Here is a 26,741-nt window from a genome sequence, read left to right as displayed (position 1 = left end):
CGGTCCGGCGTCCGCCTCCGAGGCTGCTGCGCCGGTCGTGCCGGACGGTCCGGAGACGGCGTCCTCGGCAGGGGCGCGAAGCGGGCAGAATGTGTTGCCCGCGCAGAATGCGCATGATGCGCCGTCCGGATCGCCGGGCGCGCCGCACGTGCCGTCCGCGCGGCAGATGCAGAGCGCTCCGCCCGTCCCGCACGGACCGGCGGGCGAGAACGCGTACGGCGGGCTTCCTCAGGGTGGGCGGCCTTCGAATGGTGCCGGAGGTGCCGCGTTGTATCCGGTGGCGGAACAGCAGGAGGGCGCGGCCGGGTATCCGGCGGCGGACGCCTTCGAGCCGGGCGGGGGCCTCGCGTGGTCCCGGATCTCCTCGCGCTATCCGTGGCACCGGCGGATCGTCGCGCTGCTGCGCGCGATCCCGGTGGCCGCGGTCGGGGCGTTCCTGCTCTGGCGCGGCGGCGGGACGGTCGCGGCGCTGCTCTGGGTCGCCGCCGTGCTCGCGGTGCTCGTCGCGTCCTGGGTCGTGGTCGAGCTGGCCTACCGGTCGCACGGGTACGCCGAGCGCGGTGACGACCTGATCGTGACGAGCGGCGTGTTCGTCCGCCGCCTGATCGTCGTCCCGTACGGCCGCATGCAGTTCGTGGACGTCACGGCGGGCCTGCTGGAGCGCTGGATGGGCATCGCGACCGTCCGGCTGCACACGGCCGCCGCCGCGACCGACGCCGAGATCCCCGGCCTCCCCGCCGCCGAGGCCGCCCAGCTCCGCGACCGGCTCGCCCGCAAGGGCGAGGAACGGAGCATGGGCCTGTGACCGGACCCCAGGACCAGCCCGCCAACGGCGACCAGCAGGCCCCCGGTGCCGCTCCGACTCCCCAGCCGTCCAACGGCGATCGGGAGGCCGCGGCGGCTACGGGATTTCAGCCGCCGAACAGCTCGCCTCCGCCATCGCAGAGTGGCGCGCAGCCTCCGCGCGAGGGCGCGCAACCGTCGCAGGGCGGCGCACAGGCCCCGCAGGGGCGCGTGCAGGCTCCGCAGGGCGGCGGGCAACCGTCGCACGGCGGCGGGCAACCGTCGCAAGGGGACGGGCGGCTTTCGCAGCCGGATGGACAGGCGCCTTATGGGGCGGCGGGGCAGGGGCCTCAGTTCGCGCCGCCGGACGGACGGCCTCGGCCCACGTTCATTCCGCCGTACGGCGCCCAGCAGCCCTATCCGGGACAGGTGCCGTATGGGCCGCCTCGGCCCGGGTACGGTGCGCCGCCGATTTACACGGGACCCATGTATCCGCGGCCTCCCTATGGGGGACGGCCGCCTTACGGGCCGCCGCCGGGGTATCCGGGGCGTCCGCCGTATCCGATGCCGCCCTACGGGTACGCGCCGCCTCCGCCTCCGCCCCCGCCGCCCGTGCGGTTCTCGGTGGGGACGCACCGGCTGCACTGGGCGACCGCGCCGCTCCGCGCGTTCGTGATCATGGTCATCTACTTCGTGCTGCTCGGCTTCCCGGTGCTGATCACGCGGACGCAGAACGGCGCGTCGCTCGCGCTGACCCCCACGGCGCTGCTCCGGTTCCTGATCGTGTCGCTCGTCGCGGGCGTCGTCGCGGTCGGGGCGGGGCTGTGGGGCTGGCTGGCGCTGCGGTTCTGGGTCGAGGGGGACGACCTGGTCGTCCAGAACGGGCTGCTGAGGCGGCGCGTCCGGCGGATCCCGCTGTCCCGGATCCAGGCGATCGACGTCGTCCGCCCGCTGGTCACGCGGGTGTTCTCGCTCGCCGAGGTGCGGGTGGAGCTCGCCGGCGGCGAGCAGAGCGAGATCGCGTTCCGGTACCTCGGCCACCGCGCCGCGCAGGACCTGCGCGCCGAGCTGCTCGCGCTCGCGGCCGGGCTGCCCGGCCACACGCCGGAGGCGCCCGAGCGGCCCGTCTACCGGGTGCCGTTCGGGACGCTGCTGGCCGGGCTGATGCTCCGGCTGCCGGTGATCGCGACGTTCCTGCTGCTGATCTTCTCGCTGGTGTTCCTGATCGCCTTCCAGGAGGCGGGGATGCTGGCGGTGGCGCTCCCGGCGCTGCTCGGCCTGATCCGCGCGGTGATCGCGCCGATGGTGATGTACGCGAACTTCACGGTCGCGGTGTCCCCGGACGGCATCCGCCTGCGGTACGGGCTGCTGGAGACGCGCATGCAGACCGTCCCGCCGGGACGGGTCCAGGCGGTCGGCGTGGTCGAGCCGTCCATCTGGCGCGGCCTGGGCTGGGCGAGGCTGGACGTCACCGTCGCCGGGTACGCGGGCGAGCGGCAGGCGCTCTCGTCCACGCTGCTTCCGGCCGCGCCCAGGCAGGTCGCCGTGCACCTCGTTTCGCTCGTCTTCCCCGGGACGAACGTCGACAGCGTTCCGCTGATCCCTGCGTCCGCGCGGGGGATGACCGTGGACCGGGCGGACGGCGCGGGAACCGACAACGTCATCTTCGTCTCCAGGCACGGCTGGCTGTGCCGTCGCACGGACGTGATCGCTCATGCGCGCGCGCAAAGCGTCCGCCTCACGGTCAACCCGGTACAGCGGCTGCTCAAGCTGGGCACCGTCCATGTGGACGCGCCGCCCGGATTGGTGCGGGTAGCGGCGGCCGACCGCGAGCTGGGCGAGGCGCGTGCGATCGTCGAGTCGACGGCGCAGCGCGCCCGCAGCGCCCGTGCCGCGTCCGGCGACACCACGCACTGGGCCACCCGCCAGACCCCGGCGTCCTAACGCGCGCCTACGCGTCCAGCAGACGGCGCAACGCTGCGTCGCGCTGCCCACCACGCTGTCTATTCGGCGCTGCCCGCTGCGCTGCCCGCGGTGTTGGCCGCGGTGTTGGCCGCGGTGTTGGCCGCGGTGTTGGCCGCGGTGTTGGCCGCAGTGTTGCTCGCGGGGTGTTGGCCGCTGTGCTGCCTGCGGTGTTGGCCGCTGTGTCGGCTGCGGTGTTGGCAACGTTGGTGCTCGGCGCGGCGGTCGTTGCCTTGGTCACCGGGACGCGGGACGTATTGTGCCTGCGTGAGCGAGTTGTCCTATGACCCGTGGTCGGCGCGGTTCGTCGCCGACCCGTATCCGGTGTTCGAGCGGCTGCGGACGGAGCGTCCCGTCTTCCATGACGAGGCGACCGGCCAGTGGGTCGTCACGCGTTACGCCGACGTGGACGCGCTGCTGCGGGATCGCCGTCTCGGCCGCTCCTACCTGCACGTCGGCACGCACGAGGAGTTCGGGCAGCGGCCCGAGCCGGACTTCCTGAAGCCGTTCTGGGACCTGATCCGCGCCGGGATGCTGGACGTCGAGCCGCCCACGCACACCCGGCTGCGCCGCCTGGTGTCCAAGGCGTTCACGGCGCGGATGGTCGAGGGGCTGCGGCCGATGATCCGCGGGCTGGCCGAGGATCTGGTCGCGGGTCTCGTCGCGCGCGGAGGCGGCGATCTGCTCGCCGATCTCGCCGAGCCGCTGCCGGTGAACGTGATCGCCGAGATGCTCGGCGTCCCGGTCGAGGACCGGGGGCTGCTGCGGCCCTGGTCGGCGGACATCTGCGGGATGTACGAGCTGAACCCGTCCGAGGACGTCCAGCACCGGGCCGTCCGGGCGGCGAACGAGTTCTCCGACTACCTGCGCGGCCTCGCGCGGGCGCGCGCGGCCGAACCCCGCGACGATCTGATCTCGGCGCTCGCCCGTGTCGTGGACGAGGGGGACCGCCTCACCGAGGACGAGCTGATCGGCACGTGCGTCCTGCTGCTGAACGCCGGACATGAGGCGACGGTGAACGCCACCGGCAACGGCTGGTGGGCGCTGTTCCGCAACCCCGGAGAGCTGGAGCGGCTTCGCGCCGACCATTCGCTCGTCCCGACCGCCGTCGAGGAACTTCTGCGCTACGACGGTCCCGCGCCCATGTTCGAGCGCTGGGTTCTCGAGGACATCGAGGTCGCCGGGGTTTCCATCCCGCGCGGGCACGAGGTGGCCCTACAGTTCGCGTCCGCGAACCGCGATCCCGAGGTTTTCAACGACCCGGACAAGCTCGACCTCGGCCGCGACCCGAACCCGCACATCAGTTTCGGACTCGGCATCCACTACTGCCTAGGCGCACCTCTCGCGCGGATCGAAATGGCCGAATCCTTCGGCGCCGTCCTGCGAGCCGCTCCGACGCTGAAGCTGAAGGCCGAGCCGCAGTGGAAGCCTGGCTACGTCCTGCGCGGACTTGAATCCCTCGACGTCGAACTCTGAGCTGCGGCGCTCTCAGTCGCAACGTTCGGAGCCGCGTCGTTCTCAACGGCAACTCTCTGAGCTGCGACGGTCGGAGCGGCGGCGGCCTGGTCCGCCGAAAGCTGGGCGAAAGAGGGCGGTAGGGGCATCCCGACCGTCTGCGCCAGCCAGCCGAAACCACCCAGACCGGACGGGTCCAGAAGCTCGGCCTCCTCACCGGCGGTTCGGAGGCCGACGAGGTACTCGCGCGGGTCGCGGTGGGCGAGATCGATCGGCGGGCGCGCGCCTGTGAGGCCCAGAGCGCGCAGCGCGTCCCGCTGGGTGGTCAGGAGGGTGGCGTCCGCGCCCGCGCGCTCTCCGGCGGCTGTGCAGGCGTCCAGGGCCACGTGTGCGGTGATGTCGCACGAGCCGTCCGGGACGGGCGCGACCGTGGCCCCGTCGCGGTACCCCGTGAGCGTCCCGTACAGCGGACGGGCTGCGCGCACGTGCGCGTAGTCCACGGCTACGGCGAGCCCCGCGTCGAGGCGTTCGATGACCGACGCCCAGGCCATGCAACGCGGATGGCCGATCTCGGCGCGGTTGCCCGGTTCGGTCAGCGGCCACCACGTGGCGATCCAGTCGAGATCCTGCGCGGACGGCGGCGGGCCGTGGCGTTCCGTCCCGGACGTCGCGCAGACCTCGACGAGCCGGGGGCCGCCGTCGGTCTGCTCCACGACGTCCAGGGGGATGTTGTCGAGCCACTCGTTCGCGATGACCAGGCCGGTGATGGATTCGGGCAGCGCGGAACGCCAGTCGATGGCGTCCGTAAGGTCGTCCGGGCGTGGCGCGATCTCGACGGCCACCGGGTGGAGCCGTCCGGCCAGGCCGGGACCGGCGTGGGTGAGGAGATGCCGCAGGATGCCTGCGCAGCCCGCGCCGACGTCCACGACGTCGAGCCGCTCAGGGCGGCCCAGCGCCTCGTCCACCTCGCCGAGCAGCCGGGCCAGCGCGGCGGCGAACCGGGACGACGCGCTCACCGAGGTCCGGAAATGCTCGGCGGGCCGCTCGCCGCGCCGGTAGAAGCCGTCCTCCCCGTAGAGCGCCAGCTCCATCGCCGACCGCCAGGAAGTCCAGGTCACCGCCACCACACCCCGACGTTACCGCGCCGACCCCCACCCAGGCCCCCGCCCAGCCCCGCCCGCGCGTCCCGCGCATCCTCCCGCCTCCCGTGCGTCCTCCCGCGTCCCCGCGCGTTTGGGCGTGCCTCGCGCGTGCGGGCGTCTGCGTACGTTCCCGCGTGTCCTTCAGCGCCTGCTTGCGTCCCCCTCGTGCTCGCGTTCCCATGCGTCTTTGCGGACCGTCGCGACGACGCAGTGCATCCACGCGCATCCTTCGCTTCCTTGCGCGTCTGGGCGCGGTCTCGCGTGCTCTCGGGCGTCGGCGTGCGTGCCGGTCCGTCCTCGCGCGTCCGCGCGCGTCCTTGCGGGGGTGGGCTTCTGCGCGTGGGCTCTTGTCGTTGCGGGAGGACCGGGGTGGTCTTGTGGCCGGGGGGCGCGCTACCTGGGGTGGAGCGCGTGTCCGACCTGGGGTTGATTCCAGGCTGACCAGCGGATACGTACGCTGGCGGCATGGTCGGGAGGCTGTGGGAGTGGTGGCGCGCCAGGCGGACGCTGGTGGACGCCGCGTTCGTCCTGCCCGTCGTGTTCATGGAGTTCCTCTCCGCGCCGGCCGTCCTGCACGACGGCATACACAGCTACCACCTCACCGTGCCGACGTACCTGCTGCTCACGGCCGGGCTGCTCCTGCCGATGGTGTGGCGGCGGAGGTGGCCGAGGCTGACGTTCGCGGTGGTCGCGCTGGTCGCCTTCGTCCAGTGGCTGGCCGGCACCCAGATGATCATCTCGGACACGGCCGTCCTGATGGGGCTGTACACCGTCACCGCGTACTCCACGTTCCGGTGGGGGTTGGCGGCGCTGGGCGTCGCCGTGCTCGGCGCGGTGCTGGAGACCTACCAGCAGTGGGAGGGCAGCCTCAAGCAGATGCGCGGGCCGCTGGTCGCGTTCACCGCGGTCATCCTCGGCATCTGGGTCCTCGGCCTGCACATGCGGACGCGCCGTGCCTACCTGCGGCAACTCGAGGAGCGCGCGGAGCGGCTGGAGCACGAGCGGGACGCCGAGATCCGGATGGCCCGCAACGCCGAGCGCGCCCGGATCGCGCGCGAGATGCATGACGTGGTGGCGCACAACGTGAGCGTGATCGTCGTCCAGGCGGACGGCGCCGCGTTCGCGATCGACACCGATCCCGGCCGGGCCCGGCAGGCCCTGGAGACGATCGCCACGACCGGGCGGACGGCGCTGGCGGAGATGCGGCGGCTGCTCGGCGTCCTGCGGGACGAGTCCGCGGCGGAGGCGTACGCGCCGCAGCCGGGCCTCGACCAGCTGGACGACCTGGTCGAACAGGTTCGGACGGCCGGGCTCCCAGTCACCCTGGAGCGGACCGGAACGGCGTCCGCGCTGTCGCAGGGACGCGCGCTCGCGATCTACCGGATCGTCCAGGAGGCCCTGACGAACGCTCTCAAGCACGGCGGCCCGCGCGCCTCGGCGAAGATCACACTGCACTACGGTGACGACGAGGTGACCGTCGCGGTCGTGGACGACGGGCGCGGGGCCGCGGCCCCGAACGACGGGCACGGGCACGGCCTGGTCGGCATGCGCGAGCGCGCCTCCGTCTACGGGGGCGAGGTGGACGCCGGGCCGCGCGCGGGCGGCGGGTTCGCGGTCACGGCGCGCATCCCCGTCCGCGAGGAGGCCCGGACGTGACGCCACGCCCGCGAGGGAAGCGGGACGTCATGCTGCGTCTGGGCGGAGGTTCGGACGTGGTGCGGTGTCTGGGCGGAGGTCGGGGCGTGGTGCTGCGTCTGGGCGGCGGTCGGGTGTGATGGCGCGGCTGCGCGGAGTCCCCGGTGACCTCGCGGGGAGTGGGGATGGCGGACGTGAGTGAGGAGAGACGGGTGGACGAGCCGATCCGGGTGCTTCTGGTGGACGACCAGGAGCTGGTGCGGGCGGGCTTCACGATGGTGCTGGACGCCCAGCCCGACATCGAGGTCGTCGGGGAGGCCGGGGACGGCGCGGCGGCGGTCGAGGCGGTGCGCGCGCGTCCGGCGGACAGCCCGGTCGAGGTCGTCCTGATGGACGTGCGGATGCCGCGCATGGACGGCATCGAGGCGACCCGGCGGATCGTGGGTTCGGGCGGGCCGAAGGTGATCATCTTGACCACGTTCGACCTGGACGAGTACGCGTTCGCCGCGATCAAGGCCGGGGCCAGCGGGTTCCTGCTCAAGGACGCGGGACCGGCGCAGCTGGTGGAGGCGATCCGGGCCGTCCGGTCCGGGGACGCGGTGGTCGCGCCGAGCACCACCAAGCGGCTGCTGGACCGGTTCGCGCTGCACCTGCCGGACGGCGGCCGGGAGAAGGCCGACGAGGCGCTCGCCGCGCTCACCGAGCGGGAGACCGAGGTGCTGCACCTGGTCGCGCGCGGCATGTCGAACGCGGAGATCGCCGAGCGGCTGTACGTGTCCGAGGCGACGGTGAAGACGCACATGGGCCGGATCCTGATGAAGCTCGGGCTGCGCGACCGGGTCCAGGCGGTCGTGTTCGCGTATGAGACAGGTCTGGTCAAGAGCGGCCAAGGCGACAACTTGCAGTAACGAAGTGGTTACCCGGTGGTGACTTTTCGTTCTCGACGCCTGGTTGGGGTTTCCCTTACGCTCCAGTAGCTGAATAACTACCGTACGTGACGCCGCCGGTCGTCGCGGCGTCGCATGACGTGTCTGTCAGGTCGGGGCCCCGGCCCCACGTACGGGAGGTACCACCGTGCTCAAGAAGCTCGCACTCACCGGCGCACTCAGCGCCGTCGTCACGGGCTCGATTCTGGCCGCCCCCGCGAACGCCGGCATCCACACCAACGGCGGGGGTGGAGTGATCTCCGGGAACCAGGTCGTCGCTCCGATCTCGGTCCCGATCGCCGTCTGCGGCAACGCGGTCGCCGTCCTCGGGATCGCGGGCGCCGGCTGCCAGGGCAGCGCAGCCGCCGCCAACGACTTCCGCTGACCGCTCGCCCGGGGACGCGCGCCAAGCGCCCCCGGGCGGCACACTAGATGACCGCGTGAGCGCCGGGACCCCCCTTCAGGACCCCGGCGCTCCCGCGCACCCGCCCCCACCGCCCCGGCTCGCGGCATCCCCACGTCCCCACGTGCCTGGGCCCCGCACGCCCGCGCCTCCGCACAGCTGCACCGCCCCGCACACGTGGGCCCCCGCACACCTGGGCCCCCGCACACCTGTGCCCCCGCACACCTGTGCCCCTGCGCACCCGCACACCTGCGCCCGCGGCTCCCGGCCGCTTGCGCCTCGCGGACCCGCGCCCTGGCGCGCCTGTGCTTCGCGGGTCTGTGCCCGCGCACCCGCGCGCTTGTGTCCGCGGCTCGCGGCCGCTTGCGCCTCGCGGACCCGCGCCCTGGCGCGCTTGTGCTCGCGCCCCGCGCGCGCCTGTGCTTCGCGTGCCTGTGCCCGCGCCCCCGGGCGCTTGTGCTCGTGCCCCCGCGCGCCCGCGCACCCGCGTGCTTGTGCTCGCGCACCCTTGTGCTCGCGCACCCGCGTGCTTGTGCCTTGCGGGCCTGTGCTCGCGCACCCGCGCGCTTGTGCTTCGCGGCCTGTGCTCGCGCACCCGCGCGCCTGTGCTTCGCGGACCTGGGCTCGCGCACCCGCGTGCTTGTGCTCGCGCATCCGCGCGCCTTTGCCTTGCGGGCTTGTGCTCGCGCGTCCGTGCGTCTGTGTCCTTGTGGGCCTGGGCACCCGCGCACCTTTGCTTGCGCCCGCGCGCCCGTGTGCCCGGGCGTGGGCGCTTTGGGGCGGGGGTCGTTGGTTTTGTTCGGTGGGTCCGGGGGGTGACGGGAAGGTACGACTTTGGTCGTACGCGAGGGCGGGAGCCAGCCGAAGTGCTGATCCGAACCGTGGACGCACGGGCGATGGCAGGCGAGATCCGGCTTCCTAGCGTGGACTCCGACGTTGGAGACCACCGAAGGAGCCATAGTGACCAGCACGTTCACCGACCCGCCCGCGGAGCGCGGCGGGACCGCCGAGCCGCCCGCGGTCGTCGCCGCCGAGGTGAGCAAGGTCTACGGCTCGGGGGACGCCGCCGTCCACGCGCTGCGGGGTGTCAGCGTCGGGTTCGCGCGCGGCGCGTTCACCGCGATCATGGGGCCGTCCGGGTCCGGCAAGTCCACCCTGATGCACTGCCTGGCCGGGCTGGACACGGTCAGCGGCGGGCGGGTGATGCTCGGCGACGCCGAGCTGACCGCGATGAACGACAAGCAGCTCACGCTGCTGCGCCGGGACCGCATCGGGTTCGTGTTCCAGGCGTTCAACCTGCTGCCGACGCTGACGGCCGAGCAGAACATCCTGCTGCCGCTGGAGCTGGCCGGGCGCAAGCTGCACCGGCCGTGGTTCGACCAGGTCATCGACGTGGTCGGGCTGCGCGAGCGGCTGAAGCACCGGCCGAGCGAGCTGTCCGGCGGGCAGCAGCAGCGGGTGGCCTGCGCCCGCGCGCTGGTCTCGCAGCCCGAGGTCATCTTCGCGGACGAGCCGACCGGCAACCTCGACTCGCGGTCCGGCGCGGAGGTGCTCGGCTTCCTGCGCGCGTCCGTCCGCGAGATGGGGCAGACGATCGTGATGGTCACCCACGACCCGGTCGCCGCGTCCTACGCCGACCGCGTGGTGTTCCTGCGGGACGGCCAGATCGTCACCGAGCTGTACCGGCCGACGCCGGACGCCGTCCTCGACCGCCTCAAGGGCCTGGGGGCCTGACCGCGATGCTGAAGACGACACTGGCCGGGCTCGCCGCGCACAAGCTGCGGCTGCTGCTCACCGCGCTCGCGATCACCTTGGGCGTGGGCTTTATCGCGGGCACGTTCGTGCTGACCGACTCGATGAAGTCGGGGGTGAACAAGACGTTCGCGCGGTCCGCCGACAAGGTGGACGTGGCCGTCCTGCCGAAGGCGAACGCGGCCGACGACCTGCCCGCCTCGCTGCTCGCGCGCGTGCGCGGCGTCCCGGGCGTGACCGCCGCCGAGGGGATCGTCAAGGGCGACGCCGCCCTGGTCGGACGGGACGGGAAGGCCGTCGGCGACATGCCGACCGTCGGGATGTCCGTGCCGTCCGGACGGCTGCTCCGCTACGACGTGGACGGCGGACGCATCCCGAACGGGCCGACCGAGGCCGTCCTCGACACCCACCTCGCCAAGCGCGAGAAGTTCAAGGTGGGCGACTCCGTCACCGTCCTCGACAGCAAGAGCAGGCCGCGCAGGTTCACGGTCGTCGGCCTGGTGGACATGGGCATGGACCAGGACGTCAGCTTCCGCGGCGGGGTCGGCTTCGACGCCGCGACCGCCGCCGCGATGACCGGTGAGAAGAAGCTCACCGAGATCGACGTGCTCGGCGGTTCCAGGGACGCGGTCGCGAGCGCGGTCGGGACGCGGTACGACGCGCTCACCGGCTCCCAGCTCGCGCAGCGCCTCGCCAAGGCCAACGGCGCGGACACCAAGGTGATCCAGTCCGGGCTGCTGATCTTCGGGTTCGTCGCGATGCTGGTGTCGGCGCTGGTCATCTACAACACCTTCGCGATCCTCATCGCGCAGCGGATGCGCGAGATGGCGCTGCTGCGCTGCGTCGGCGCGACCCGCCGCCAGGTGTTCGGCGGGGTGCTGACCGAGGCGGTCGTGGTCGGCCTGGTCGGGTCGCTGCTCGGCCTCGGCGCCGGGTTCGCGCTCGGCGCGGGCGCGCTCGCGCTGATCGGCTCGTTCGACACCGGCATGGCGCTCGCGTCGCCGGAGCTGGCCGTCCGGACGGTCGCGGTCGCGCTGCTGGTGGGCGTCGTCGTGACCGTCCTGTCGGCGCTGCTGCCCGCCCGCGCCGCCACCCGCGTCGCGCCGGTCGCCGCGCTGCGCGCCGACCTGGAGCCGGGCAGCGGACGGTTCCGGCTCGGCTGGTTCCGGACGGCCGTCGCCGTGCTGTTCGGGTCCGGCGGGCTCGCGCTCGGCGGCTACGGCGCGCTCGGCATGGACAAGGGCGAGATGGCCATGTACCTGGTCGCGCTCGCCGGGATGCTGTTCTTCCTCGGCGTCGTCGCCGGGATGCCCGCGCTGGTGCGCCCGCTCGGACGGCTGGTCGGCGCGATCCCCGCGAAGCTCGGCGGAGTGCCCGCCCGGCTCGCGGTCTCCAACGCGCAGCGCGCGCCGCGCCGCACCGCGACCACCACGATCGCGCTGACCATCGGGATCGGGCTGATGAGCCTGTTCGCCGTCGTCGCCGCCAGCGGCACGGCCACCGCGAACGCGCAGCTCGACAAGCACTTCCCGGTCGACTTCCAGGTCGAGTCGCAGTTCGGCGGGCACGCGGACGGCGCGAACCGCACCGTCCCGCGCGACCTGGTCGCCCGGCTGCGCGGCCTGCCGCAGCTCGACCAGGTCACCGACGCCCGCGAGGCGGGCCGCCCGAAGAGCGGCGACCGGGACACGACGGTGACGACCGTCACCGAGTCGTCGTTCGGCCGGCTGCTCAAGCTGACGGCGGAGTCCGGCACGGTCGGCGCGCCCGCGCCCGGCACGGTGATCGTCGACCACGCGAGCGCCAAGCAGTACGGCTACCGGGTCGGGCAGACGATCCAGGTGAAGGGCGACCGCGGCAGCGCGCCGCTCCGCGTCGCGGGGATCTTCGGCGGGGACACGCCGCTGCACGGCGTGGTGGTCGGCGCGTCCGACTTCGACCGGATCTCGGCCGTCCGCGACTCGGCGACGGTGTGGGCCAAGGCGAAGAAGGGCGTCGAGGTGGACGACGCGCGCCGCGCCGTCGAGGACGCCACCCGCGGCTACCCGACGATCAAGGTCGCGTCGATGGCGGAGATGCGCGACCAGCTCACGCAGGCGGTCAACACGCTGCTGCTGGTCTTCGGCGGGCTGCTCGGGCTGGCGATCGTGATCGCGCTGTTCGGCATCGCGAACACGCTGTCGCTGTCGGTCGTGGAGCGGACCCGCGAGTCGGCGCTGCTGCGCGCGCTGGGTCTCACCAGGCGCCAGCTGCGCCGGATGCTCTCGGTGGAGGCGCTGGTCATGTCCGTGATCGGCGCGCTCACCGGGGTCGTCCTCGGGCTCGGGTTCGGCTGGGCCGCGACGAAGGCGATGGCGGCGAGCGCGGTGTTCGCCGTGCCGTACGCGCAGATCATCGGGTTCATCGCGCTGGCCGGGGTCGCGGGCGTCATCGCGGCCGTCCTCCCGGCGCGCCGCGCCGCGAAGGCGTCGGTCGTCGAGTCCCTCTCGTCCGGCTGAGCCGCAGCCCTCCGGATTCCGGACGGGGGCCGGAAGACGGGGAGCGGAAGACGGGGGCCGGAAGGCCCAGGCAGGAAGACCGGGGCAGGAAGACCGGGGCAGGAAGGCCCGGGGCGGAAGACCGGGGCCGGAAATGGAAGAGGAGTTCGCGCGGGCGGGGGATGCGCGAACTCCTCTTCTCTGCCGTCCTTCATGCCGCCCGCCCCACCGCCGCCACAGGTCGGCGGTGGGACGGAGGCCGTGGCTGGCGCGGCGCGGGCGTCGCCCGGCCGCGGTGCTCAGCCCGGACTGTCGCGGTGCGCGGCCCGGTCAGCGGTGCCCGGCACCGCCCACACCCTCGGCGGCGCTGTGGTTGGCGAGGTTGTGCACGCTGTTCCCGTCACAGGACGTGCCGGCCTGACCCGCGACCGACACCGTGCCGCAGGTCACCCCGTAGCCTCCGACGATCAGGAAGTTCGTGGTGTTGCCGATGGCGTTGCCCTGGTTGTGGTTGTGTGTGCTCGCGTTGGCCGGGGCGGCCAGGAACGTGGCTCCCGCGATGGTGGCGGCGACGGTGGCGGTCTTGAGGACAGTCTTGATCACGGTGTGCTCCATCTCTTCGGGGGCGGAGCGCCCTCCGGTGTCGGACTGGCACTTGCTGACCTGCTGGTGACGGCCGTCACAACCACAGAGTTACTCCGGGTGCCCGAGCGGTGGCAAGTGGTAGCGGGGCGAGCCGGGGCAACTGTGGCCGACCCGCCGTGTTCATCGTCACCTTGGGTAGTCGTATGGTCACCTGGATGTGATGGCGCCGCGGTTCCGGACGCCTTGCGACCCACGGGTACGCTGGGTCGCGCACGTCCGGTACCCACCTTGAGGACTGGAACGAATCCCATGAACGCATCTGCCATGCCCGACTCCGGGACGCCCGATCCGGCGGACCGTCCGGCCAGGCTCTCGGTCGGCGTCGTCGGCGCGGGCCGGGTCGGCACCGCGCTCGGCGTCGCGCTCGGCCGGGCCGGCCACCGCGTCGTCGCGGCGTCGGCGGTGTCCGAGGCGTCCCGCGCGCGCGTCGAGGAGCGGCTGCCCGACGCCGAGGTCGCCGACCCGCGCGACGTGGTCGCCGCGTCCGAGCTCGTGCTGCTGACCGTCCCCGACGACGCGCTCCCCGAACTGGCCGCCGGGCTCGCCGCGACCGGGACGCCGCTGGAGGGACGCCTGGTCGCGCACACCAGCGGCCGGTACGGCGCGGCCGTCCTGAACCCGCTCACCGAGGCCGGGGCGCTGCCGCTGGCGCTGCATCCCGTGATGACCTTCACCGGACGTCCCGACGACGTGAACCGGCTCACCGGCATCTCGTTCGGCGTCACCTCGCCGGAGCCGCTGCGCCCGGTCGCCGAGGCGCTGGTCCTGGAGATGGGCGGCGAGCCGGTGTGGATCGCCGAGGAGCGCCGTCCGCTGTACCACGCGGCGCTGGCGAGCGGCGCGAACCACCTGGTCACGCTGGTCGTGGAGGCGATGGACCTGCTGCGCCGCGCCGGCGTGGACGAGCCCGGCCGGATGCTCGGCCCGCTGCTCGGCGCGGCCCTCGACAACGCCCTGCGGCTCGGCATCGACGGCCTGACCGGCCCGGTCGCGCGCGGCGACGCCGGGACGGTCGCCGACCACGTGGACGAGCTCGGCCGCATCTCCCCGGAGAGCAGGCGCGCCTACGTCGCCCTCGCCCGCCTCACCGCCGACCGCGCGCTCGCCGCCGGACGGCTCAAGCCCGAGGACGCCGAGCGCCTGCTCGAAGCCCTCGCCGACTGATCCGCGCCGCCGGCCTCGTCCGCCGGTCGCCCTGGCGGTTCGATCCGCCGGGACGGGACGGACACGGCCCGTCGCGGGCGGAGCGGCCCGACGATCCCCGTCCATCGACCCAGAACCGCCGAGCGCCCGACCGCGCCGGACCGGCAGGCGCGCCGACCGCCCGGAGGAGGCGGCGGCCGACCCAGTGGAGGATTCTTGACACCGGTGATCGCGAAGACCCGCGAGGAACTGGCGGCCGTGCGGTCCGGCGTCCGGGGGACGCTGGCGCTGGTGCCGACCATGGGCGCGCTGCACGAGGGGCACCGGTCGCTGATCCGGCGGGCCCGGGAGGCCGCCGGCACGGTGGCGGTGTCGATCTTCGTCAACCCGCTCCAGTTCGGGCCGGGCGAGGACCTCGACCGCTACCCGCGCACGTTCGCCGCCGACCTGGAGGCGTGCGCGGCCGAGGGCGTGGACATCGTCTTCGCGCCGACGCCCGAGGTCATGTACCCGCGCGCGCCGATGGTCACGATCGAGCCCGGCGCGATGGGCCGGATCGTGGAGGGCGAGACCCGGCCCGGGCACTTCGCCGGAATGCTGACGGTCGTCGCGAAGTTGTTGAACCTGGTGCGTCCGGACGTCGCGGTGTTCGGGGAGAAGGACGCCCAGCAGCTCGCGATGATCCGCCGGATGGTCGCCGACCTGGACGTCCCGGTCGAGATCATCGGCAGTCCGACCGTCCGGGAGCTGGACGGGCTGGCCCTGTCCAGCCGCAACCGGTACCTCGCCGAGGACGAGCGGCGCACGGCGCTCGCGCTGTCCCGGGCGCTGCGGGCGGGCGCGGACGCGGCCGGCGACGGGCCGTCGGCCGTGACCCGCGCCGCGCGCCGCGTGCTGGACGAGGCGGCGGCGGCCGAACCTCCCCTGGAACTCGACTACCTGGTGCTCGTCGATCCCTCGACGTTCACCGAGGTGGCCGGCGACCACACCGGCCCGGCGGTCCTCGCCGTCGCGGGCCGGGTCGGCGCCACGCATCTCATCGACAACGTCCCCCTGGAGCTCGGCAAGGAGTCGCGATGATCCGGACGATGTTCAAGAGCAAGATCCACCGCGCCACGGTGACCCAGGCCGACCTGCACTACGTCGGCTCCCTCACCGTGGACGCCGACCTGCTGGACGCCGCGGACCTGCTGCCCGGCGAGAAGGTCGACGTGGTGGACATCGACAACGGCGCGCGGCTGTCCACCTACCTGATCGCGGGCGAGCGCGGCTCCGGGGTGATCGGCATCAACGGCGCGGCCGCGCGGCTGGTGTCGCCCGGCGACCTGGTGATCATCATCAGCTACGCGCAGCTCACCGACGCCGAGGCGCGCGAGTTCACGCCGACCGTCGTGCACGTGGACCGCGCGAACCGGATCGTCGCGCTCGGCGACGACCCGGCCGAGCCGGTTCCGGGCACCGACCAGCTCCGGCCGGCCCACTCGCTCTGATCCCCTCCTTCCGAACGGACCCTTCGGACGCGCCTTCCGGACGCAGCCTCCGGACGTGCCTTTCGGCCGCGCCTTTCGGACGCGCCTTTCGGACGCGCCTTTCGGACGCCGTCGCCCTCGGGCGGCGGCGTCCGGCTTTTGTGGGCGGTCTCACAGCACCGCCCGGCGGGGGTTAATGTCAGAATGACGAAAACACCTCCCGAGGAGGATCGCATGATCCCTCGATCGCTCACCGCCCCCGCGCCCGGCTGGACCCGGACCGCCGACACCGTCGTGATCGGCTCCGGCATCGCCGGGCTGGTCGCCGCGCTGCGCTGCCAGGAGCGCGGCCAGGACGTGCTGCTGGTCACCAAGGCGCTGCTGGACGCCGGGTCCACCCGCTGGGCCCAGGGCGGCATCGCCGCCGCGCTCGACCCGGCCGACTCCCCCGAGGAGCATCTCGCCGACACGCTGACCGCCGGAGCCGGGGTGTGCGACGAGGACGCCGTCCGGATGCTGGTCACCGAGGGCCCGGCGGCCGTCCGGCGGCTCGTCGAGCTCGGCACCGCCTTCGACCGCGAGCCGGACGGCGAGCTGTCGCTCGGCCTGGAAGGCGGCCACCACCGGCGCCGGGTCGCGCACGCGGGCGGCGACGCGACCGGCGCGGAGATCAGCCGTGCGCTGCGCGTCGCGCTCAAGGAGCACCGCATCGAGGCGATCGAGAACGCGCTCGTGCTCGACCTGCTCAAGGACGCGGACGGCCGCGCCGCCGGGGTCACGCTGCACGTCATGGGCGAGGGCTCGCCGAGCGGGGTCGGGGCCGTCCGGGCTCGCGCGGTCGTGCTCGCGACGGGCGGGCTCGGCCAGGTGTTCTCGGCCACCACCAACCCGGAGGTCGCCACGGGCGACGGGGTCGCGCTGGCGCTGCGCGCCGGGGCCGAGGTCGCCGACCTGGAGTTCGTCCAGTTCCACCCGACGCCGCTGTGGCTGGGCGAGGGCGCGCGCGGGCAGCATCCGCTGATCTCCGAGGCCGTCCGGGGCGAGGGCGCGCACCTGGTCGACCACGACGGCGTCCGCTTCATGGTCGGACGGCACGAGCTGGCCGAACTCGCCCCGCGCGACGTCGTCGCCAGGGGGATCGTGAACCGGATGCGCGAGACCGGCGCGTCCCACATGCTGCTGGACGGACGGCACTTCGGCGCGGAGATGTGGGAGCGGCGCTTCCCGACCATCCTCGCCGCCTGCCGCCACCACGGGATCGACCCGGTGACCGAGCCGATCCCGGTCGCCCCGGCCGCGCACCACTCCAGCGGCGGCGTCCGCACGGACCTGTCCGGCCGGACGACCGTCCCCGGCCTCTACGCGTGCGGCGAGGTCGCCCGCACCGGCGTCCACGGCGCCAACCGGCTCGCGTCGAACTCCCTCCTGGAGGGCCTCGTCTTCGCCGAGCGCATCGCCGCCGCCATCAGCGAGGACGCACCCGACCCATCCACGCCGCTCACCCCGTCCGCGTCCGCTCCGGCTCACGAGGACGGGCGGGAGCTGCGCGGGGAGATCCAGCGGATCATGTCGGCCCATGCCGGAGTGATGCGGACCGGCGAGGGGCTCGCCACGGCCGAGCGGGAGCTCGCGGCGCTCGCCGGCCGGGTCGGCGCGCCCGGCGTCGCCGGGTGGGAGGCGGCGAACCTGCACGCCGTCGCGAGCGCGCTCGTCGCGGCGGCGCTGCGGCGCGAGGAGACGCGCGGCAGCCACTGGCGCGCCGATCACCCCGAGCGCGACGACGCGCACTGGCGGGGCCGCCTGGTCACCCGCCTGACCTGGGATGGGACGCTGCACACCGAGTTCGAGCGCTGAGGAGGAACCGAGCATGGAAGCGGAACTGGCGGACCGCCTGCGGGCGGCCGGGCTCGACCCGGAGGAGGTCGAGCGGCTGGTGCGCACCGCGCTGGACGAGGACGGCCCGGTGGACGTCACCAGCACGCCGATCTTCGGCCCGGACGAGCGCGCCACCGGTGACTTCACCGCCCGCGAGGACGGCGTCGTCGCCGGCATCCCGGTCGCCGGAGTCGTGTTCGACCTGCTCGGGATCGACGCCGAGGCGAAGGCCGCCGACGGCGACCGGGTGGCCGCCGGGCAGGTCCTGATCTCGGTCTCCGGGCCGACCAGGGCCGTCCTACGGGCCGAGCGGATCGCGCTGAACCTGCTGACGCACCTGTCCGGGATCGCGACCGCGACGCGGGCGTGGGCGGACGCCATGGAGGGCACCAAGGCCCGCGTCCGCGACACCCGCAAGACGCTGCCGGGGTTGCGGTCGATCCAGAAGTACGCGGTGCGGTGCGGCGGCGGGGTCAACCACCGCATGGGCCTGTCCGACGCGGCGCTGGTGAAGGACAACCACATCGCGGCGGCGGGCTCGGTGACCAGGGCTTTCGAGGCGATCCGGGCGGCCTACCCGGCGCTGTCGATCCAGGTCGAGTGTGACACGCTGGACCAGGTCAGGGAGGCCGTCGAGGTCGGCGCGACGTCCATCCTGCTGGACAACATGAGCCCGGCCGAGATGACCGAGGCGGTCCGCCTGGTGGACGGGCGGGCCGAGCTGGAGGCGTCCGGCGGGCTCTCGGTCGACCGGGCCCGAGACGTCGCCGTGACCGGTGTCGACTACCTTGCGGTGGGTGCGCTGACCCACTCGGCGCGCGTGTTCGACATCGGCCTTGACTTCACCTGATCAGCGGGGACCTGATGCTGCTCACCATCGACGTCGGTAACACCCAGACCGTCCTCGGCCTGTTCGAGGGCGAGGAGGTCATCGAGCACTGGCGGATCAACACCGACCCGCGCCGCACCGCGGACGAGATCGCCGTGGTGCTCCAGGGCCTGGTCCAGCAGAGCCCGCTGCTCGCCGACACCGACATCAGCGGCATCGCCCTGTGCTCGACGGTGCCGTCCGTCCTGCACGAGATGCGGGAGATGTGCCGCCGCTACTACGGGGACGTGCCCGCCGTGATCGTCGAGCCGGGCGTGAAGACCGGCGTCCCGGTCCGGATGGACAACCCGAAGGAGGTCGGGGCCGACCGCATCGTGAACGCGCTGGCCGCCGTGCACCTGCACGGCGGCCCGGCCGTCGTGGTCGACTTCGGCACCGCCACCACGTTCGACGCGGTGTCGGCGAAGGGCGAGTACATCGGCGGCGCGATCGCCCCCGGCATCGAGATCTCCATCGACGCGCTGTCGGTGCGCGGCGCGCAGCTCCACAAGATCGAGCTCCAACGGCCCCGGAACGTGATCGCCAAGAACACCGTCGAGGCGCTCCAGTCCGGCCTGATCTACGGCTTCGCCGGGCAGGTGGACGGCATCGTCGAGCGGATGTCGGAGGAGCTGGCCGATGACCCGGACGAGGTGACCGTGCTCGCCACCGGCGGCCTCGCCCCGCTCGTCCTGGACGAGGCGCGCACGATCGACCACTACGAGCCATGGCTGACGCTGGTCGGCCTCCGGCTGATCTACCAGCGCAACGTCGGGGCGACGGGCTAAGCATGGCGCGACGGGCCAGGCCCGGGGCGACCGGCTAGGCCCGGGGCGACCGGCTAGGCCCGGGGCGACCGGCTAGGCCCGGGGCGACCGGCTAGCCACGGGGCGACGGGCTAGGCCTTCAGCCAGATCCACGCCAGGCTGAGGGCGGCGAGCGCCGCGCCCGCGCCGAGCAGGGCCGTCAGCGGGGCGAGCGCGGTCAGCGCGGTCAGCAGCAGCGGCGTGAACATCCCGACGTAGACCAGGGCGTAGACGATCGCGGTGACCTTCGCCAGCTCGCCCGGCGCGGCGATGCGGGCGGCCTCGCCCAGACCGTAGGTGAGGACGAACCCGTACGCCGCGCCCAGCAGCACGGCCGCGACCACGTTCAGCGCGGGCGTTCCGGACGCCACGGTCAGCGCGGCCACGACCAGGCCCGCCGTCGTGAGGCTCAGCCCGGCCCGCGCGACCAGGCGCGGATGGCGGGCCTCCAGGCGCCGCGCGACGGGCTGGGCGGCCATGCCCGCGGCGAGCGTGATCGCCGTGACGAGCCCGGCGTAGGCGATCCGCAGGTGATGGACGGGCACCTCGACGGGCAGCACCGCGAACGCGTTGACCGGCGCGGTGAACGACCAGATCGCGACCGGCGCGACCGTCTTCCAGAACCGACCGCCGGAACCGCTCCGAGCGGCCGTCCGCCCGGCCGCGGGCTTCGCCGGCTGCGCCGTGTCGCCGGCCCGGTCGGGGGCGTGCGGCGGGGTATGGGGCGTCCGGAACAGGAGGGGGACGGAGACGGCCATGATCAGCAGGTGCGGGAGGTAGGCGGTCAGGAGCGGGTGCGGGAGCCACTGGGCGACCAGCGCGGACGCCAGCGGACCCGCGCCGAAGCCCGCCGAGACCGCGAGCGCGGTGATGCGCGTGCCCGAGCGCGGGGCCAGCTCCTTGACCCAGGCCGTCCCGGCGGCGAGGACCGCGCCGGTGACGACGCCCGCCGCGAGCCGTCCGGCGTACAGCAGCGCCGGGACGGCGGCCCCGGCCATCAGGACGGCCGTGACCAGCGCGGACAGCGAGGCGAACGGCAGCACGAGGCGGCGTCGCCCGAACCGGTCGGACGCCGGCCCGCCGAGCGCGAGGCCCGGCACGAGCCCGAGCGCGTAGATCCCGAACATCGCGCGCGTCTCGCCGCCGCCCAGGTGCAGGCGGTCGGCGTACAGGCCGAGCAGCGACGCGAACTGGTTCGCGCCCCAGCCGACCCCGAACATCGCCAGCGCGACGGGACCCCAGGCGGAGACGCGTTCTTCGGACGGGCTGCGAGGAAGCGTGACGGTGGCCATGACCTCTGGTCTACTCAATGAACCGGTCTGTCCGGAAAACGGTTCACGAATCGTGAACCGGGCCCGGGACGCCCGGTCCGTCCGGATGGCGTGCCGTGCCGTCCGGATATTTTGATCGGGTGGAACTCCGTCACCTCGCCTCGTTCCTCGCGGTGGTCGAGGAGGGGCAGTTCGCCCGCGCGGCGGCCCGGCTGTTCCTGTCGCCCCCGGCCGTCACCGGGCACGTCCGGCAGCTCGAGCGGGAGCTGGGCGTGCCGCTGCTGGAACGTTCCCCGCTGCGGCTGACCGAGGCGGGCGAGCGGCTCGTCCCGCACGCGCGGGCGGCGCTCGCCGCCGCCAACGCCGCCGCCGACGCGGTCGCCGGCCTGCGCGAGGACACCCCGCGCGGCTCGGAGCTGCGCGTCGGGATCATGGTGCACGGCTCGGCCGAGCTGACCCCGGCGATCCTGCGCGCGTTCCGCCGCGCCCGGCCCGAGACGAACGTGACCGTGGTCAGCCTGGACTTCACCGACCACGTCGCCGCCCTCGTCGAGCACCGGGTGGACGTCGCGTTCCTGCGTCCCGCCCCCGACGACGAGCGCATCGTCTCCGACCCGATGACCACCGAGCCGCGCATCATCACCGTCTCCGAGCGCTGCCCGCTCGCCGACGCCGAGGCGCTGCGCCTGGCCGACGTCGTGGACGAGCCGTTCCTCGGGCTCCCGGACGGCGTGTCCCGCGCGTTCTCCGACTACCTCTACTTCGGCACCGCACGCAACGGCGAGGCCCCGCGCCTCAACCCGGAGGGCGTGCGCACCCCGCAGGACGTCCTGACCGGAACCGCCGCCGGGCGCGGCCTCAGCTCCGGCCTCTACTCGTTCGTGCGGTTCTACTCCTGGCCGGGCGTCCGGTTCGTCCCGCTGCTGGACGCGCCGTGGGAGCACAGCGTCCTCGCCGCCCGCCGCGACGATACGCGGCTGGAGGTGCAGGCGTTCCGGTCCCTGGCCGTGGCGCTCGCGCGCGACCTCGGGCCCACGCTCGTCCCCCCGCCGCCGCTGCCGCGTCCGTGGTCCGGCGGGAATGATTCACGTCCACGCGCGGCGGGTCGGTAGCCTTGGGCCGTGAGTGACGAGACCTACGACGACCTGCCCGAGCAGATGCGGGTCCGCCGGGAGAAGCTCGACCGGCTCCGCGAGGCCGGGATCGACCCGTACCCCGTGGGATACCCGCGTACGGCCACGATCGCCGAGGTCCGCGCGAAACACCCCGATCTCGAGCCCGGCACCGAGACGGGGGAGACGGCCGGCGTCGCGGGCCGGGTCATGCTCGTCCGCAACACCGGCAAGCTCTGCTTCGCCACCATCCGGGACGGCTCCGGCGACATCCAGGTCATGCTCTCGCTGGCCAAGGTCGGCGAGGAGCAGCTGGAGTTCTGGAAGCGCGAGGTCGACCTCGGCGACCACGTCGGGGTGACCGGCGAGGTCATCACCTCCCGCCGGGGCGAGCTGTCGATCATGGCGGACTCGTTCCGGATCACCGCCAAGTGCCTGCGGCCGCTGCCGGAGAAGCACGCCGGGCTCACCGACCCCGAGGCGCGGGTCCGGATGCGGTACGTCGACCTCATCGTCAACGACGAGGCCCGCGAGATGGCGCACCTGCGCAGCCGCACGGTGCGCGCCGTCCGCGACTTCTGGCACGACGAGGGCTACCTCGAGGTCGAGACGCCGATGCTCCAGCCGATCCACGGCGGGGCGGCGGCGCGCCCGTTCCAGACGCACATCAACGCCTACGACATGGACCTCTACCTCCGGATCGCGATCGAGCTGTACCTCAAGCGGCTCGTCGTCGGGGGCATCGAGAAGGTCTTCGAGGTCAACCGGAACTTCCGCAACGAGGGCGCGGACTCGACCCACAACCCCGAGTTCACGATGCTGGAGGCCTACGGCACCTACCTCGACTACAACGACATGGCGGGCCTCACCCAGCGGATGTACCAGAAGGCCGTCGTCGCGGCCCTGGGCACGACCGTGGTGCGGCACGGCGACGTCGAGGTCGATCTGGGGCTCGCCGAGTGGCCGCGCATCACGCTCTACGGATCGGTGTCGGAGAAGGTCGGCGAGCACATCACGCCGCACACCCCGATCGAGGACGTGCGCAAGATCGCCGAGGCGCACGGCGTCAAGCCGGACCCCAAGTGGGGGCAGGGCAAGCTCGTCCAGGAGCTGTTCGAGGAGCTCATCGAGCACACCCTGATCCAGCCGACGTTCGTCATGGACTACCCGCTGGAGACGTCCCCGCTCACCCGCCAGCACCGCGACGAGCCGCTGCTCACCGAGAAGTGGGACCTCATCGGCTTCGGCACCGAGCTCGGCACCGCCTACTCCGAGCTGGTCGACCCGGTCGAGCAGCGCCGCCGCCTCACCGAGCAGTCCCTGCTGGCCGCCGGGGGCGACCCCGAGGCCATGCAGCTCGACGAGGACTTCCTGCGCGCGCTGGAGTACGCGATGCCGCCGACCGGCGGGATGGGCGCCGGCATCGACCGGATGATCATGGCGTTCACCGGCAAGGGGATCCGGGACACCATCCTGTTCCCGCTGGTCAAGCCCGAATAGCGAGCGGCAGGGCGGCGAGCCCGCGCAGCACGACGTTGTCCCGGTAGGACGGCGCCGCGGTCGCGAGCTCGACGTCGCGCTCGAAGAGCCCGCGCAGCGCGACCCCGCCCTCCAGCCGGGCCAGGGGAGCGCCGAGGCAGTAGTGGATGCCGAGGCCGAACGCCAGATGGCGCGCGGTCTCGGCGTTCTCGTACCGGGCGAGATCGAGCTCGCCGGGACGCTCCGGGAACACCGAGGGGTCGCGGTTCGCCGCGCCGATGAGCAGCAAGACCAGCTCGCCCTCGCGGATCGGCGTCCCGTCCAGCTCGACGTCCTCCAGCGCCGCCCGGACGGTGAACTGGACGGGCGGGTCGTACCGGAGCAGTTCCTCGACGGCCACGGCGGTCCTCTCCGGGCGCGCCCGGAACCGGGCGAGCTGCTCCGGGTTCCGCAGCAGCGCCAGCGCGCCGTTCCCGATCAGGTTCACGGTCGTCTCATGGCCCGCGACCAGCAGCAGGACGCAGGTGGCCAGCAGCTCCGCCTCCGTGAGCGCCTCGCCGTCGTAGGACGCCGTGAGCGCGCTGAGCAGGTCGTCGCGCGGCTCGGCCCGCCTGCGCGCCGCGAGGTCCCGGAAGTAGCCCGCGAACTCCTCGCGGGCCTCTTCGCGCCGCGCCAGATCGTCCGCGGGCAGCAGGAAATCGGGGTCGAGGCCGCGCGCCAGGGCGTCCGACCAGCCGCGGAACCGCTCCCGGTCCTCCGCCGGGACGCCCAGCAGCTCGCTGATGATGATCACGGGCAGCGGGTAGGCGAGCTCCCCGATCAGATCGAACGGCCCGTGCGCGGCCGGCGCGAGCAGGTCGTCCACGAGTTCCTCGACGCGGGGCCGGAGGCGCTCGACCAGGCGCGGGGTGAACGCGCGGCCGACCAGCCGCCGGAGCCTCGTGTGGTCGGGCGGATCCATCGTGAGGAACGAGCGCCGGGCCCCGGCCGACCGCCGCCACGCGCCGTCCCGGCCGTCCGGGCGGTGCCCGAACCGCTGGTCGCGCAGGACGCTCTCGCACAGCCGGTAGGACGCCGTGACCCACAGCCCGACCTCCGTGCGCGTCAGCGTCCCCGCCTCCGCGAGCCGCCGGTACTCCGCGTACGGGTCGGCCCGGAACGCCGCGTCGGACGGATCGAACCCCAGGATCGCCCGTGCTCCGGGCATACCGGTCGTCGCCATGCGTCCACCCACCCAGACCGAACCGCATTCTGTCAACGCCCCGCGCGAAACCGCGCCGCCCCGAGCGGAACGCGGAAGCCGACTCTCAGCGCGACGCGCGAGCCGAGACCCGCAAAGCGCAAGGCGCGTGGCCGGGACGCGCAACGCAAGACGCGCGACACAAGACGCGCGACACAAGACGCGAGAGACAAGACGCAACGCGCAACGCGCAACGCGCGAGGCGCAACGCGGGACGCGCGAGGCGCAATGCGGGACGCGCGAGGCGCAACGCGGGACGCGCGAGGCGCAACGCGCGAGGTGCAAGGCAGGACGTGCAAGGCGCAAGGCGCGAGGCAGGACGCGCGAGGTGCGACGTGCAAGGTGCGAGGCGCGGGGCGCGCCAGGCGCGAGGCGGGATGGGGGGCGGGGGGCGGCGGGTGAGGGATCGGTGGGGCGGGGGGTGGCGGGTGAGGGATCGGTGGGGCGGGGGGTGGGTCAGGCGGAGTCGCGGACGATCAGTTCGGGGGTCAGGACGAGCTGGCGGTGCTGGTGGGAGTCGCCTTCGGCGGTCTCGGCGAGGGCGAGTTCGGCGGCGGCGCGGCCGAGCTCGCGGCGCGGCTGCCGGACGGTCGTGAGCGCCACCGCGGCGGACGCGGCGAGCTCGATGTCGTCGTAGCCGATCACGGCGATGTCGTCCGGGACCCGGACGCCGAGCCGGACCAGCTCGTTGGTGAGGCCGATGGCGAGCAGGTCGTTGGCGCAGAACACGCCGTCCGGGACCTCGGGGAGGGCGAGCAGGCGGCGGGCGGCCGCCTGGCCCTCGGTCGGGGTCAGCGCGTCCATCGTGAACAGGGGGAGCGGCCCGGCCTGCGCGCCCGCGAGCGTGCGCGCGGCGCCCTCCCGCCGGTCGACCACCGGGCGTGGTTCCGGACGTCCGCTGACGAAGGCGAGCCGGCGGCGGCCGAGCCCGAGCAGCCGGTCGGCGGCGACCGCGCCGCCCGCGACGTGGTCGACGCGGGCCGAGCAGACGCCGGGCCGGGCGTGGTCGAGCAGGACGACCGCCATCCCGGCGGCGCGCAGCCGCGCGATGTCGGCGTCGTCCATGCCGACCGGGATCGCCAGCACGCCGGCGGCGCGCTGCGCGGCGAGCAGGTCCAGGCCGCGCCGCTCCTTGGCGGGGTCGTGGTCGCTGGACAGCCACAGGACGTCGTGGCCGGCCTTGTTCAGCGCGCGTTCGGCGCCCCGCGCGACGTCGGAGGCGTACGGGTTGGCGAGGTCCTCGACGAGGACCCCGTAGGCGGGAGCGCGGGAGGCGGGTGGTTCGGCGGGGGACTCCGGCGCCGCGGGCCCCTGCCGGAGCCGCCGCGCGGACTCGTTGCGGACGAAGCCGAGCTCCCGGATCGCCGCGCGCACGCGGTCACGGGTAGCTTCGGCCACCAGGTCTGGCCGGTTTAGGACATTCGAAACGGTCCCAACTGAGACCCCGGCACGCCTCGCAACCTCCCGGATACTGGTCTGTGGCAACTCACTCCTCGTCCGCCCCGGAACTGTTTTCGCAGGTCGTCGTGTGCCTCACGGAACACTTCCGAACGGGCCGTCACTGGCAGAGTCCATACAAGCACACAGCGTGCGCAATCGGCGCTTGACGGGCCGGATCCGGCCGCCTAGCGTTCCGAGCCGAAGCGTGGCTTGAAACGATTCACGATCTTCACCCTAACGGGGGTCGTCGGATCGGCCGAGAAAGGGTGGGTTGGATGGCTGGCGATCATGACCCGTCCCGGACGTGGCGCGCCCCGCCGCGTCGGCCCCGTCCGCGACCGTGCGGTCGGACCCTCCGCGCCGTCCGGCGCGCCGGTGTTCGGACGCTCAACGACTGAATCGTGACCCGGAGTTCCCCCGTCCCGCGACCCGTTCACGCAGGCGGCCACCTCCGGCCAAGCACACGCCGAGCCCAGCAGTAATCGATGATCTGGCCCGGAGCGATCCGGGCCCCGGCAACCCGACGCGTAGACATCGGCCTACCCGTGCCTGTGCAGCAGGCGGCTGCATCCCCGCGGTCATCACCACGGACGAGGGAGGACGGAGTGGAACAGGCCACACTCGCACGTCGTGGCACCGACGAGCTGCGGTTGAACGAGGAGGAGATCAAGCTCCTCGCGCAGATCGCCAGTGGTGTCACCGCTGATGTGGCGGCACGCAAACTGGAACTGAGCGCCCGGACCCTGCGCCGCCGGCTGCGGACCATCTGCGACCGGCTCGAGGTCAACACCCCCATCGAGGCCGTGGTGTGGGCGGCCAGGAGGCAGTTGATCTGATCCGTCCCGACCCGGCCGGGAG

Annotated in this window: 22 protein-coding genes; 17 read left to right on the top strand and 5 right to left on the bottom strand. The window is 73.5% G+C overall.

Annotated elements, in window-relative coordinates:
- The first annotated feature begins 277 nt into the window (after positions 1–277).
- The 3 genes from ACFPCY_RS33180 (at position 278) to ACFPCY_RS33170 (ending at position 4,221) form a co-directional block, all read left to right on the top strand.
- Positions 278–805 (top strand): PH domain-containing protein, encoded by a 528-nt coding sequence (locus ACFPCY_RS33180; protein ID WP_378262076.1) that lies wholly within the window; start codon positions 278–280, stop codon positions 803–805.
- 464 nt (positions 806–1,269) lie between these two features.
- Positions 1,270–2,727 carry a PH domain-containing protein gene (locus ACFPCY_RS33175; protein ID WP_378261864.1) on the top strand — a complete coding sequence of 486 codons (1,458 nt, stop codon included), beginning with the start codon at positions 1,270–1,272 and terminating at the stop codon, positions 2,725–2,727.
- 285 nt (positions 2,728–3,012) lie between these two features.
- Positions 3,013–4,221, top strand: coding sequence for a cytochrome P450 (locus tag ACFPCY_RS33170; RefSeq protein ID WP_378261862.1), 1,209 nt, complete (start codon positions 3,013–3,015; stop codon positions 4,219–4,221).
- Here ACFPCY_RS33170 and ACFPCY_RS33165 read toward each other — a convergent pair.
- The gene (locus ACFPCY_RS33165; RefSeq protein WP_378261860.1) at positions 4,179–5,318 is read right to left on the bottom strand and encodes an SAM-dependent methyltransferase; all 1,140 of its coding nucleotides are present in this window, start codon (positions 5,316–5,318) and stop codon (positions 4,179–4,181) included. The genes ACFPCY_RS33170 and ACFPCY_RS33165 overlap by 43 nt on opposite strands.
- Before the next feature lie 489 nt (positions 5,319–5,807).
- Between ACFPCY_RS33165 and ACFPCY_RS33160 the strand changes: the two genes are divergently transcribed.
- The 5 genes from ACFPCY_RS33160 to ACFPCY_RS33140 all read left to right on the top strand — a co-directional run bounded on the left by ACFPCY_RS33160 (position 5,808) and on the right by ACFPCY_RS33140 (position 12,556).
- Positions 5,808–6,998, top strand: coding sequence for a sensor histidine kinase (locus tag ACFPCY_RS33160; RefSeq protein WP_378261858.1), 1,191 nt, complete (start codon positions 5,808–5,810; stop codon positions 6,996–6,998).
- A 164-nt stretch (positions 6,999–7,162) separates the two neighbouring features.
- Positions 7,163–7,885 carry a response regulator gene (locus tag ACFPCY_RS33155; protein WP_378261856.1) on the top strand — a complete coding sequence of 241 codons (723 nt, stop codon included), beginning with the start codon at positions 7,163–7,165 and terminating at the stop codon, positions 7,883–7,885.
- A 166-nt stretch (positions 7,886–8,051) separates the two neighbouring features.
- Positions 8,052–8,288, top strand: a complete 237-nt coding sequence (locus tag ACFPCY_RS33150) for a chaplin family protein (RefSeq protein ID WP_378261854.1) — start codon at positions 8,052–8,054, stop codon at positions 8,286–8,288.
- Positions 8,289–9,266: 978 nt separating this feature from the next.
- Positions 9,267–10,040, top strand: a complete 774-nt coding sequence (locus tag ACFPCY_RS33145) for an ABC transporter ATP-binding protein (RefSeq protein WP_378261852.1) — start codon at positions 9,267–9,269, stop codon at positions 10,038–10,040.
- A 5-nt stretch (positions 10,041–10,045) separates the two neighbouring features.
- On the top strand, positions 10,046–12,556 hold the full coding sequence (locus ACFPCY_RS33140; RefSeq protein WP_378261850.1) for an ABC transporter permease: 2,511 nt from the start codon (positions 10,046–10,048) through the stop codon (positions 12,554–12,556).
- A 309-nt stretch (positions 12,557–12,865) separates the two neighbouring features.
- Here the strand turns inward: ACFPCY_RS33140 and ACFPCY_RS33135 are convergent, their stop codons facing one another.
- Entirely contained in the window at positions 12,866–13,138 is a 273-nt protein-coding gene (locus ACFPCY_RS33135) for a hypothetical protein (protein WP_378261848.1), read from the bottom strand.
- Between the two features lie 291 nt (positions 13,139–13,429).
- Here ACFPCY_RS33135 and ACFPCY_RS33130 point away from each other — a divergent pair, with 291 nt between their 5' ends.
- The 6 genes from ACFPCY_RS33130 (at position 13,430) to ACFPCY_RS33105 (ending at position 19,323) form a co-directional block, all read left to right on the top strand.
- Positions 13,430–14,344 carry a Rossmann-like and DUF2520 domain-containing protein gene (locus ACFPCY_RS33130; protein WP_378261846.1) on the top strand — a complete coding sequence of 305 codons (915 nt, stop codon included), beginning with the start codon at positions 13,430–13,432 and terminating at the stop codon, positions 14,342–14,344.
- A gap of 195 nt (positions 14,345–14,539) precedes the next feature.
- Complete coding sequence (gene panC, locus ACFPCY_RS33125) at positions 14,540–15,403, top strand: pantoate--beta-alanine ligase (RefSeq protein WP_378261844.1); 864 nt, start codon at positions 14,540–14,542, stop codon at positions 15,401–15,403.
- Positions 15,400–15,813 (top strand): aspartate 1-decarboxylase, encoded by a 414-nt coding sequence (gene panD, locus ACFPCY_RS33120; protein ID WP_378261842.1) that lies wholly within the window; start codon positions 15,400–15,402, stop codon positions 15,811–15,813. The genes panC and panD overlap by 4 nt, the downstream gene beginning before the upstream one ends.
- A gap of 213 nt (positions 15,814–16,026) precedes the next feature.
- Positions 16,027–17,646: an L-aspartate oxidase gene (locus tag ACFPCY_RS33115; protein ID WP_378261840.1), complete on the top strand. Its 1,620-nt coding sequence runs from the start codon at positions 16,027–16,029 to the stop codon at positions 17,644–17,646.
- Between the two features lie 13 nt (positions 17,647–17,659).
- On the top strand, positions 17,660–18,517 hold the full coding sequence (gene nadC, locus ACFPCY_RS33110) for a carboxylating nicotinate-nucleotide diphosphorylase (protein WP_378261838.1): 858 nt from the start codon (positions 17,660–17,662) through the stop codon (positions 18,515–18,517).
- Positions 18,518–18,531: 14 nt separating this feature from the next.
- On the top strand, positions 18,532–19,323 hold the full coding sequence (locus ACFPCY_RS33105) for a type III pantothenate kinase (protein ID WP_378261836.1): 792 nt from the start codon (positions 18,532–18,534) through the stop codon (positions 19,321–19,323).
- Between the two features lie 110 nt (positions 19,324–19,433).
- Here the strand turns inward: ACFPCY_RS33105 and ACFPCY_RS33100 are convergent, their stop codons facing one another.
- A complete protein-coding gene (locus ACFPCY_RS33100; RefSeq protein ID WP_378261834.1) occupies positions 19,434–20,633 on the bottom strand; it encodes an MFS transporter in 1,200 nt (399 codons plus the stop codon).
- A gap of 119 nt (positions 20,634–20,752) precedes the next feature.
- Between ACFPCY_RS33100 and ACFPCY_RS33095 the strand changes: the two genes are divergently transcribed.
- A complete protein-coding gene (locus ACFPCY_RS33095) occupies positions 20,753–21,724 on the top strand; it encodes a LysR family transcriptional regulator (RefSeq protein ID WP_378261832.1) in 972 nt (323 codons plus the stop codon).
- A gap of 45 nt (positions 21,725–21,769) precedes the next feature.
- Positions 21,770–23,224 carry a bifunctional lysylphosphatidylglycerol synthetase/lysine--tRNA ligase LysX gene (lysX, locus tag ACFPCY_RS33090; protein WP_378262074.1) on the top strand — a complete coding sequence of 485 codons (1,455 nt, stop codon included), beginning with the start codon at positions 21,770–21,772 and terminating at the stop codon, positions 23,222–23,224.
- On the opposite strand, the gene ACFPCY_RS33085 is transcribed toward lysX, so the two are convergent.
- Complete coding sequence (locus ACFPCY_RS33085) at positions 23,211–24,425, bottom strand: cytochrome P450 (RefSeq protein ID WP_378261830.1); 1,215 nt, start codon at positions 24,423–24,425, stop codon at positions 23,211–23,213. The two genes, lysX and ACFPCY_RS33085, sit on opposite strands and share 14 nt — an antisense overlap.
- Before the next feature lie 474 nt (positions 24,426–24,899).
- Positions 24,900–25,928 carry a LacI family DNA-binding transcriptional regulator gene (locus ACFPCY_RS33080; protein WP_378261828.1) on the bottom strand — a complete coding sequence of 343 codons (1,029 nt, stop codon included), beginning with the start codon at positions 25,926–25,928 and terminating at the stop codon, positions 24,900–24,902.
- A gap of 560 nt (positions 25,929–26,488) precedes the next feature.
- Between ACFPCY_RS33080 and ACFPCY_RS33075 the strand changes: the two genes are divergently transcribed.
- On the top strand, positions 26,489–26,719 hold the full coding sequence (locus tag ACFPCY_RS33075) for a LuxR family transcriptional regulator (protein WP_026414168.1): 231 nt from the start codon (positions 26,489–26,491) through the stop codon (positions 26,717–26,719).
- Positions 26,720–26,741: the final 22 nt, after the last annotated feature.

The organism is Actinomadura gamaensis (assembly GCF_042652125.1).
Lineage (GTDB): Bacteria > Actinomycetota > Actinomycetes > Streptosporangiales > Streptosporangiaceae > Spirillospora > Spirillospora gamaensis.
The sequence above is the reverse complement of the archived record's forward strand: the minus strand, read 5'-3'. Positions and strand labels throughout refer to the sequence as shown.

Excerpts from the sequence above, each read along its gene's own strand:
- lysX (WP_378262074.1), top strand. The coding sequence starts at position 21,770 with ATGCGGGTCCGCCGGGAGAAGCTCGACCGGCTCCGCGAGGCCGGGATC.
- ACFPCY_RS33175 (WP_378261864.1), top strand. The coding sequence starts at position 1,270 with ATGTATCCGCGGCCTCCCTATGGGGGACGGCCGCCTTACGGGCCGCCG.
- nadC (WP_378261838.1), top strand. The coding sequence starts at position 17,660 with ATGGAAGCGGAACTGGCGGACCGCCTGCGGGCGGCCGGGCTCGACCCG.
- ACFPCY_RS33105 (WP_378261836.1), top strand. The coding sequence starts at position 18,532 with ATGCTGCTCACCATCGACGTCGGTAACACCCAGACCGTCCTCGGCCTG.
- ACFPCY_RS33130 (WP_378261846.1), top strand. The coding sequence starts at position 13,430 with ATGAACGCATCTGCCATGCCCGACTCCGGGACGCCCGATCCGGCGGAC.
- ACFPCY_RS33085 (WP_378261830.1), bottom strand. The coding sequence starts at position 24,425 with ATGGCGACGACCGGTATGCCCGGAGCACGGGCGATCCTGGGGTTCGAT.
- ACFPCY_RS33100 (WP_378261834.1), bottom strand. The coding sequence starts at position 20,633 with ATGGCCACCGTCACGCTTCCTCGCAGCCCGTCCGAAGAACGCGTCTCC.
- panD (WP_378261842.1), top strand. The coding sequence starts at position 15,400 with ATGATCCGGACGATGTTCAAGAGCAAGATCCACCGCGCCACGGTGACC.
- ACFPCY_RS33160 (WP_378261858.1), top strand. The coding sequence starts at position 5,808 with ATGGTCGGGAGGCTGTGGGAGTGGTGGCGCGCCAGGCGGACGCTGGTG.
- ACFPCY_RS33140 (WP_378261850.1), top strand. The coding sequence starts at position 10,046 with ATGCTGAAGACGACACTGGCCGGGCTCGCCGCGCACAAGCTGCGGCTG.
- ACFPCY_RS33155 (WP_378261856.1), top strand. The coding sequence starts at position 7,163 with ATGGCGGACGTGAGTGAGGAGAGACGGGTGGACGAGCCGATCCGGGTG.
- ACFPCY_RS33115 (WP_378261840.1), top strand. The coding sequence starts at position 16,027 with ATGATCCCTCGATCGCTCACCGCCCCCGCGCCCGGCTGGACCCGGACC.